Raw genomic sequence first — 9,660 nt, forward strand, 5'->3', positions numbered from 1 at the left:
GTCTTTGCGCCCGCCCTGGCTTACCGTGTTCCCGACGGCGTGGGGGCGGGCGCCCTGCCCCTTCACCATGCGGCCCGCGCGCCAGATGCCCCACGACTCGGGGTTGAGTTCCTGTCCGAACACCTCCACCCGGACGTCGGGGCTCAACTGCTTGATGTGCTCCTCTGCCGCGCTGAGCATGCCGCCGGTGCCGCAGGCGGGGTCGAGGATGCGGCGGGTAGCTCCCGCCGAGCGCAGCAGTTCGGCATCGGGCGCGATGAGCAGGTTGACCATGAGTTCGATGACCTCACGCGGCGTGAAATGCTCGCCCGCGGTCTCGTTCGACTGCTCGGCGAAGCGCCGGATCAGCTCTTCGAACACGTAGCCCATGTTGTGGTTGGACACCCGGTCCGGATGCAGATCCAGATCGGCGAACTTGCCCACCACCTGATACAGCAGCCCCGCCCCGTCGAGCTTGCGCACCTGCTGGGCGAACTCGTACTTCTCCAGCACCTCGGCGGCGTTCTCGGAGAACCCGCCGATGTACTCGATCAGGTTCTTCGCCACGTAGGCCGGGTCGCCCAGGACCTTCTTCAAGGTGAGGTCGGTGACGTTGTAGAAGGCGGTGCCCGAGGCGCGGCGCAGGAAGGGGTCCAAGTCCAAGTCGGCCCCGGCGTACTGCGCGACCACCTCGCAGACCTTCTCGCGGGTCGGTTCGAGCACGCACTCCAGCCGCCGCAGCACCGTGAACGGCAGGATCACCTTGCCGTAGTCGGACTGCTTGTAGTCGCCTCGTAGCAGATCGGCCACCGACCATGCGTGGTTGGCGAGCTGTGTGTGAGTCTCGGTATCCACTTCCTACCTTTCCGCGGACTGCTCATCGCGTCGGATCGCACGCCGGTTGTCTCCGCCGTCGCGGCGACCATAGCGATAACACCCGACATCGGGTGCTTCGGCCAGCGTCCGATCGACCGACGAGCAGGCGACCTGGTGACATCCAACCAGCGCCCATCAGCCTTGCGGATGCTTTAGCCGATGTCAACCCGCTTCTATGAAGTTGACTATGTTTTCATTACCGTCTTCCGCCCCTGACGTTGAGGGGCGCTCGAGTCGGCTCCGTCGGCGACTCGCCGGGGTCGGTGGCTTCGGGTAGGCTCCTCCCGTGGGCGGCCGACCACCCTGCCACTGTGACAGTGTGCCGCCTCATATCCTGACCGGAAAGCAGTCAAATCGGCTCTGGTAGCGAAAGATTGATGTCTTCGGTCCACCCGGGATCGGATGAGCGTCCCGTGGATCGCCCGGAGTGGTGCGCCATCCAGCAAAGGTTGACTATCCAATGATCCGAGCTGATGGGAGATCGAGTGGTCATGCGTTCGACGGCACTCCGGTTGGTGGCGCTGTGCGTCATCGTCGCAGCGCTCGGATGGATTCTGTTCACCTGCTGGCAGTACCGGGGTTTCACCTGGATGGTCTCTGCTCCCCATGCTGTCCATGTGAAGGGGGAGCTCTACATCATCAGTCGGGGCTCTCCCGTTTCTTCGCTGGGGTCGGACAGATGTACCGACATCAGGACCATCCCGATTTCTTGGAAGCCGGTCCGCATGTGTCACGGTGACAGGCCTTCCTACGTCGCAATCGAGTGGGACGCGGGACAGTACTACATCTATAAGGCCGCCGGGCCGTCGAATCTCTGGAATCCGACCAGCTGGTGATCAATGCGGCCGCAGTGCCCCGGACATATGTGGCGGTGACCGGCCGCTGTCCGAGCAATAGACCGGTAGACAACTCATCTGCTGACGATGTACCGCCCCGAAGCGGCGCTACATCGAAGGTCGATGCGCCTCTTCGTGATATGTCGCGTATTCGCGCAGGGCAGCCGCGATGTAACTGAACATTCCCTCATGGTCTTCCCGGTTGTAGTCGATCATGTCGTCCATCAGCCCCCAGATGGTGAACTCGTCCTCGTCAGGGGTATCGAATCGCAGGGCGGGGTTCACGTGGTCGTAGAAGGAGTTCTGACCACCGAACCACTCGTAGTCGACCCACTCGGCACCCGCGAACTCTATGAAGCACGCGCCCACGAAGCAGATGAAAGCATCGGAGATATCGGCCCTCTCGGGAGACATGGCCGTGTTCAATTCCGGGAACAGGCCTGCGACGATCGAATTCAGTCGCCGCACTTCCTCCGAATCCTCCGGCCAGGGTTCCGGTGGAAGTCGCTGTAAACCCGCGTACTCCATGAACGTCTGCATCTGGGACCGGTGGCGTTCGGGGTCGACCCACTTGCCCCATGCGGTCCGCTCCACCGGCACACCGAGATCCATGACCAACTGCTCGTCATTGCCCATGCGCTTCTTTCCCCTCGTCGCGATCTCCACCGACAGTGGCGCGCGGATCGACGGCAGTCAGTGGCCTGCCCCGCTCGCCATGGCGAGAGCCGTGGTCACTGCCTCGTCTGGAGAATTGGTATGAACTGAACCGACGACTTCGTGACCGTCGTTGTCGAGTATCCGCCATCCGCCGATGGAGATCACCGGAACATTGCCCCGGCGATTCGCCAGCGCCAGTTCCGAGAGAGTCCCCCAGGAGCCGCCGACGACTATGACGGCATCGGCGGATTCGATGATGATGGAATTTCTGGCCTCGCCCATGTTGGTGAACAGCACCGCTGTCAATCCTGGACAGATCGAGTTGCGGTCGGTGTCGGGGCGGACGCCGATGACGATCCCGCCTGCGCCGGAAGCGCCCTCGGCAACGGCGGCCATGACTCCGGTGCCGCCGCCGCAAAGGACTGTTGCGCCAGCTTGCGCAAGGAGCCGTCCTATTTCCTCTGCGCGTCGCGCGTCTTCGGTGGTGCACAGGCGCGGGCCACACACGGCAACTTGCACTGGGAGCACGTTATTCTCCTGATCATCGTCGGTGTTCCGGTCCGCGGTCGACTCCCCGTTCTCGCTCACGCTCCGGCTCCCGACTCCTTTCTCGGCTCGTCGGCAGCGCGTGGAGATGACCCCGGCGCGTAGCCTCCGAGGCTGGTTCAGCTGCGCCATCCCCCAATGCCTGTCGCGTAAGTACCTGGTCGACCGACAGGCCTCTGTCGACATCCTGCAACATCCGTGCTATCCGCCGCTCCGGAGCGTCATTCTCGACCTGGATAGGGAGCCTGCTCGGCCTTTGATACAGGAACGCCTTGCTCATAGGGTCGTATCCGGTCTCCTGGCCTTCGTGCACGGCGCGAAACCGTTCCAGGTCCAGCCCCGCAGTCTTCTCCGGGGTGAGCAGTAGTCGCGTGACCTGCCTCTGTGCCTGCTCGATGGCTGTTTCCCGCTCGTAGTTGCTTCGGCCGCTGTAGTGTCTCTCCACGGATCGCAGGTGCTCGATGCCTAGTTGACGTACCCGCGCATTGTGCTGATCGGTGATCTGACGCCAGTGTCTTCGTTCGACCTCATGGCCGATCACGCCGAGACCAGCGACCACGTCCTTCCTGTTCTTTTCCCGATCTTCTTCCCGCAATTGTTCGACCGCGCGCATCTGGTCTTCGCTCAGCCGCAAGCCGAGAGCCTTCAGCAGGTTGTGCTCATGTCTGCGCTCGGCCTCTCTGATGGTTTCCAGCCTCTCGCTCAGTCGCTCATGCTTCTTCTCCAGAGGGTTTGGATCGAGAGGACTATTGGTACTGGCGTGAGCTTCTATCTCCCGCACCTGGTCGCGCACTTGCTCGCGGTGCCTGTGGCGTTGTTTCGCGAGTTCCGTGCTGGCCACGAGAGCCTTCAAGAAGGCTTGTCGACGCCCCGGGTCCTTGCGCTCCCGAACCTGCTCGCGTGCGAGTTCGCCGACCCCCGGAAGTTCAAGCTGGTGACCACGCTCCAGTTGCCTTCCGATTGCCCAGACTTCGCGAGCCTCGTCCCTGGGAACCATCTGATGGGTGAACTTGTCGGGAAAATCACGGCTCAGCTTGTCGATCCACTGCCGAGCCATCGGCGAGATCGGCTCCCCGACGACCGACCGCAAGAGCAGGTGCTCGACCTTCCCATCCTTGATCAATTCGTAGTCGCGGCGTAGCTGGCGCTCGTCCTTTCGTCCACCGATCGCTCCCGATTTGTCCTCGATGGCTCGAACAGGGCCATCTTCGAGGGTGCCGCGCTGTTTGTCGTAGCGGCGATACTTGCCGCTCTTGGTCGGCAGCTCACGTTCTCGTGAGGGCTTCGTATAGCCGCGCTCGTGATCGTGGAAATATCGGTCGGTACCGTTCTCCCAGATACGGCCGCGCACATTGTTCTCCGTTGACGACCGATCCCGGTCATAGTCGTCACGAGGCATGGCAAATCCCCCCCCGGAACAGATCAGATAGTTGCCTCAGTTATGAATGCTTGTGGAGGTCGAGATCAGAACTCCGAACCTTCGAGGCGCTGATATTCTGCGCGCATCTCGTCCGCGAGTAAGGTGAAACCGTCACCGAACACGGCATGTTCGGTGACGCCTTCCATCAACTCCCACGCCGTGACTTCCTCATCATCCTCATCCGCGAGCCATCGGAGCGCGGGGTTGACGTCGTCATAGAGAGAGTTCTGCCGCCCCTGCCAGGCGAAGTCGAACCAGTGCGCCCGTGCGAATGTGATGTAGCACTCGCCTACAAAACATATGAAAGCGTCGGCAATATCGGAATTTTCTGGGCTCGTGGCTGTCTCCATATCTGGAAACAGTTCGGTGACCAGTGTGTCGATTCTTTTCACCTCGGGGGCCCCTGGGGGCCATGGCTTTTTGGGAATGCGAACGATGCCAACGTGCTCCATGAACTTCCGCGCTTGTGTTGTCCGGCGTTCAGGATCCACCCAACGGCCCCACGCGGTCTGCTCGACTTCGAAACCGAGACTCAGTTGCTCGTCGGTTCCCACGATTCCCCTTTCTCAGCGGTCGTCGATCGCTACTGTGCCGACCTTGTCCTTGTCAATGGTTGGTGGGGAGGTCTCCAGCACTTCCCAGCGCGGAAGTCTATTCAGGGTGGAGGATCAGTATTGGGCCTTCCAACCGGTCCATGGCCGCGAACCATGTAGCCCCCGCAAACATTCGACACGGTGGCGGGCCTGCTCTCGAAGCTGCGGCTTCTCGGCGGCCTGCTGCGCGAGCCAGGCAGTCATGCGGAATTCGCGTATATCCCGGAACAATTCGAAGTCGGTGGCCTGGGTGACGTCGTAGCCGTACGTGTCGACGAACTCGGCGTACCGCTGCCGGCTGATCCACCCGCATGTCTTGAAGTCCACGGCGGTCTGGGTGAGGTCCCATTCGGGCGGGCCGATGCTGAAGCGTTCGAGATCGATGATGATGGGTTCGCCATCGGCGGCGGTGACGATATTGCCGTCGTGTGCGTCGCCGTGGATCGCGCACAAGGTCCGACTGATGTGAGTGTCGGACCATCGGTGCCGGAGGGTGCCGAGGCGGGCGCGCATCCAGTCCCGGTCATCGCCGGTAAGGCTGGCAGCGGCATCTATTCTGCGGTCCAAGCGGGCGAACGGGTCGAGCGCAGGTATGCCGGTTCGAGGGGGCGCAAGACTGTGCAATGTGCGGAGGACGCGTGCGACCGTCGCCGGACTGCTGTTGACGTGTGGCGGCAGTTCGTGCCAGAACGTCACCGCTCGGTCTCCCACACGTACGGGCTGATCATCGACATCGCCGAAGACCCTTACCGCCGGGGTGCCGGTGGACTCGAGCCAGCGGGAGACCGTGATTTCCCGGCGTGCGACTTCGAGCTGGCCCGGCCGCGAGATGCGGGCGACGATGGCGGGTCGCAGGCGGTAGATCGCGTTTTCTCCGAGGCTGATGACCTCGGCTTCTGCCGATGACAGGCCGACAGCAGTACATGCCTGCTCGAGGATTGCTCGGGTCGGGTGTTCCATCGTCAACGTGCCGCACCTGCGAGTCGGTGACGGAGGTTGGCGACATCGTCGAGTGTGGGGTGAGCGGCTGCCAGTTGTCCGAGTTCCCGCAGGTAGGTGTTCGCGCGTTGGGAACGCACGTGGGCGGCGTCGTCCACAGCCGAATGGGCGATGGTGGTGGCTTCGTGTGGGTCACCGGTCGCCATGACGAGGGAAGCCAGCTTGAGGCCGGCGAAAGCGCGGGATCGGATGTACGTCTCGCCGTGGCCGTCCACGGCGGTCTGGAGGCGCGCGCGAGCTTCCCCTGCGAACCGTCCGCGCAGTGCCAGCTCGTAGAGGGCGTGGCCTGTGTCGCCGGCGAGCTGAGCATCGTCGTAATAGGCCATCCACACCGGGTCGATACTCACGTCTCGGTTGCTGAAGTGGTCGTCGGCCTCACCGATCGCACGTACTGCCTCCTCCACGCGGTTCATCTGTGCGAGTGCGCGAGCGCGCACGACGTGGAGATTGGCGCGTTCGGTCGCTGTCAGCAGGTCAGCCCGCACCAGGCCCAGCTCGGCGAGCGTCAATCCGGTGTCGGGGTCACCGCACCATATGGCCTGACGCGCCATGCGGGACAGAACTTCTGCGCGTAGGTGGGCGTCGCGGGCCTGCTCGGCGCAGCGCAGCGCAAGATTCAGCATTCGGCGAGCGTCGTCGTGGGCGAAGGCATCGAATGCCATCCACGCTGCGGTATGGCCGAGAAACCCTACTGCGCTGAACAGCTCGGCGCGGATTTCGTCGGAGCCACCCGCGGACAGGAGATCGACGGCGTACCGCAGTTGGGCGGCGACGGCCTCACGAACCAATGCACCACCGTAGGTGTTGTCCCAGCCGTTGAAGAGTCGGGCGGTGTCGAGCACCTGGGCGATCTCGGTTCTGCTGATACGTGCGGGAACAGGGGTCGGTTCCATGATAGTAGCCAGATCTTTCAGAGGGGCAGGTACGGCCACGGACGCCGCGACACCTACAGCAGCACGCAGAAACTCGGAGCGGCGCATAGGATCCTCCTCGATTGCCGAGCCTAGCAGTGCGTGCACCGAACGCTGGTTGTAGAAACCGAGCTCGAAGTCGGATTCGACACCGAGCACGTAGCGAAAGGCACTGCGGTACTTGCGGTCCGGCCAGGTACGTTCTCCGCTCAGATAGCGCCGGATCGTCTCGTCGGTGTAGCGGCCGGGGGTGCCGGTGATCTGCTCGATGCGGGCGTTCACCAACTGGGCCAGACGTTCCTGGGTCAGATTTGCTTCCTGTATCAATCGCTCGAGCTTGGTGTTGGGCAACCGCTGCCTGCGTCCCATCGTGCTCACGCCCCTTCCCCTCATCCCCACCTTGTCTGTCGTCAACCGACAGAAAAATGCTAGGTCGGACCTTCGGAACCAGTAGCGAAATCCGTTGTACCCCCCGACTTCACCCGATTTCGCGCCACTGCGAACCGATGTCTCCATGCGTCTGTCTGGGGCTGACGTCCTGACGCTGTGCTCGGCGAAGCTCTAGCCGTCGCGCCACTCGAATGCGTCCGTCGCAAATCGTCGACGAGCGCGAGGTGCTTTCGCTTCCACACCCACTGGACATGTAGAGGGGTAATCATTGGCCGAATTCGTAAGTACAGCCGTCGTCCTGATCGACCTGGCGGCCGGTCTGGCGCTGCCGCAGGGCCAGACCGAAGTGCCGGTGGTTCGTAGAGTCGCACCGTTCGCCGCGCAGTCCAGCGCCTCTGCTACGGCCCGGTTCGGCGTGTGCTCTCGTGGGCACGGCACGCCACTGGACATCCCCGACAGCCTTCGCGTCGCGATCTTCACCGAGAAGTTTGCTGCCGACCCGCACGCCGTCAGTGCCAGTATGCGGGAGCGGTTCGGTTCGCTGGTGGCGGTCGAGAAGAGCGCGGCGAGGCTGATCGCGGGATTTTGTGGCCGAGGCCGGGCGGGTCTGTTGCGAGGTCTCGCGGCTCCGAGCGATCAGACGCCATGTCGCGGGTTCAGGTGGTCGGGGCAGAGACGATTACGCGATTGTCGAGATCCCGCACCATGCGGCGAAACCCCGAAGGGTGTCCGTCGCCCGCGCCTCCTGCCGGGCAATCGCCCGGACCGTCTCGTGCACCATCGGGTGATAGCGGGTCTGCGTCGGCGCGACCCGCTTGGCCACCTGCAACGCGTTGAAAGCGCCTTCCTTGTCGCCGATGAGCTGGAACCCACGGGCCAGGTCGATGTAGTGATGGCCGAGGCGTTCTCGGGGGGTCGACTCGGGCAGGTGCAGACCTTTCGCCCGTTCTACTGCGCGTGCTCCGTCCATCAGTTCCACGGACAGACCGACGCTCCAGATCGCGGCGTTGGTGGGACCGAAGCACAGCCGATAGTCGTCGCGGTCCTCGCCGAGGCGAGCAGCGGTTTCCTGCGCCTCGCGCAAGTGTGCGTCGACCGCGTCGGCCTTGCCTGCGCGCGCGGCCGCCAAGGCGGATTTGAGATGGAGATTGCCCCAGGTGCTCAGCACTTTGGGATCGCCCTTGCCGAGGTCCGATTCGATGGTGCTGCGGCTGTTTTCGAGGAAGGACTCGGCCGAGGAATAGTCCGCCGCGCAGATCATTTCGCCGGCTCGCTGGTAGTCGCCCACGAGAACGGCGAGCTGGTCACCGGAGCGCAGTGCTGCCCATTCGTAGCGGTCGACGGCGAGGCTGCTCAGGTCGATGTAGCCGAGCTTGTAGACAACCTGGCTGGTGGCAGCGTAGGTCTCGGCCAGCAGGCCGAATATGCGCTCCTGCTGGGTGCCGGTGGTCGAGTACCAGGCGACCCGCAGATCGTGCAGCAGTTGCGGGAGCAGAGCGCCCAAGTCGTCGAGCTTGACCGCGTGCCGCAGGCGGGAGGCCTTGGCCACGTCCTTGGTCAGTTCCTCGACCGGACGCATCGGAACATCCTCCGGCGGAAGGCGATAGGTCGCCAGTTCGCGGCGGATCTCGGGAATCCCGGCGTGCATCTTCTGCTCGTCGGGGCTTGTGCGCGGGTACACCTCTTCGTAGAGGTCTGTGGTGTTGACCTTCAACGCCCGAGCGCATGCGGCCGTGAATGCCGCCGAGGCGGGTACCTGCCCCTGCTCGACGCGACGGATCAGCGAAAGGGACACCTGGTCGGAGTATTTCGCGACCTCTTGGGACAGCCGTTCCTGTGTCCAGCCACGGAGTTTGCGAGTCGCGCGGACTCGTTGGCCTACGCCGCTGTCTGAAAACTGGGTCATTGCGCTCACGCTACCTATCGGGTCGGCGCCTGCTCACAAAACTAACAAGAAAGTTGTTAGTTCGCTTGTTTCGCGCGATCGATCCTGTTGATCAGCCCTCGCCGGTTGCGGCGCGCGGCGCCTCTCACTGTCACCACTCCATGGACATTCAGGGGGAATCATTGTCCGACTTCGCAAGTACATCCTTCGTCGTGATCGGCCTGGCAGCCGGTCTGGCGCTGCTCTATCCCATGCTCTCGCTCATCCGCCAGGAGCCGCGCCGGAGCCCGCAGCTCCAGCGCCTTCGCGCCTGCCCAGCGACGGGCACGGCCGTCGGCTTCTCGACGGCGGGTGCGATGGCCGGTGCCTGGCCGCCCCTGTCCCTTCCCCAGGGCCGGCCCGAGGTGCCGGTGGTGCGTAGAGTCGCACCGTTCGCCGTGCGGTCCAGCGCCCCTGCTCTGGCCAGGCCAGGCGGGTGCCCGCCCGGGCCCCGCCCCCCCCACGACCAACCCCACAGCCCCCCCGTCGCGGTCAACACCGAGGAGGTGGGCGCCGCCCCCCCCCCCCC

Annotated in this window: 8 protein-coding genes and 1 pseudogene; 1 reads left to right on the forward strand and 8 read right to left on the reverse strand. The window is 63.7% G+C overall.

Annotated features, from left to right (window positions below):
- From QH283_RS09440 to QH283_RS09475, 8 genes are all read right to left on the reverse strand, one after another.
- Nucleotides 1-834, reverse strand: an 834-nt coding sequence (locus QH283_RS09440) for a type I restriction-modification system subunit M (RefSeq protein WP_280502637.1), incomplete at its 3' end; no start/stop codon positions are given.
- Between the two features lie 965 nt (nt 835-1,799).
- Entirely contained in the window at nt 1,800-2,327 is a 528-nt protein-coding gene (locus QH283_RS09445; RefSeq protein WP_280502638.1) for a hypothetical protein, read from the reverse strand.
- A gap of 57 nt (nt 2,328-2,384) precedes the next feature.
- Complete coding sequence (locus QH283_RS09450; RefSeq protein WP_280502639.1) at nt 2,385-2,936, reverse strand: LOG family protein; 552 nt, start codon at nt 2,934-2,936, stop codon at nt 2,385-2,387.
- Nucleotides 2,890-4,293 carry a hypothetical protein gene (locus QH283_RS09455; RefSeq protein ID WP_280502640.1) on the reverse strand — a complete coding sequence of 468 codons (1,404 nt, stop codon included), beginning with the start codon at nt 4,291-4,293 and terminating at the stop codon, nt 2,890-2,892. Before QH283_RS09455 ends, QH283_RS09450 begins: the two co-directional genes overlap by 47 nt.
- 65 nt (nt 4,294-4,358) lie before the next feature.
- A complete protein-coding gene (locus QH283_RS09460; RefSeq protein WP_280502641.1) occupies nt 4,359-4,868 on the reverse strand; it encodes a hypothetical protein in 510 nt (169 codons plus the stop codon).
- A 114-nt stretch (nt 4,869-4,982) separates the two neighbouring features.
- Nucleotides 4,983-5,867: an aminoglycoside phosphotransferase family protein gene (locus QH283_RS09465; RefSeq protein ID WP_280502642.1), complete on the reverse strand. Its 885-nt coding sequence runs from the start codon at nt 5,865-5,867 to the stop codon at nt 4,983-4,985.
- Nucleotides 5,868-5,869: 2 nt separating this feature from the next.
- Nucleotides 5,870-7,195 (reverse strand): XRE family transcriptional regulator, encoded by a 1,326-nt coding sequence (locus QH283_RS09470; RefSeq protein WP_432420688.1) that lies wholly within the window; start codon nt 7,193-7,195, stop codon nt 5,870-5,872.
- A gap of 691 nt (nt 7,196-7,886) precedes the next feature.
- Nucleotides 7,887-9,113: a helix-turn-helix domain-containing protein gene (locus tag QH283_RS09475; protein WP_280502644.1), complete on the reverse strand. Its 1,227-nt coding sequence runs from the start codon at nt 9,111-9,113 to the stop codon at nt 7,887-7,889.
- A 191-nt stretch (nt 9,114-9,304) separates the two neighbouring features.
- On the opposite strand from QH283_RS09475, the pseudogene QH283_RS09480 reads away from it, so the two are divergent.
- Nucleotides 9,305-9,660, forward strand: a pseudogene (locus QH283_RS09480) (hypothetical protein); the annotation flags it as partial.

This window comes from Nocardia farcinica (genome assembly GCF_029867845.1).
Taxonomy (GTDB): domain Bacteria; phylum Actinomycetota; class Actinomycetes; order Mycobacteriales; family Mycobacteriaceae; genus Nocardia; species Nocardia farcinica_A.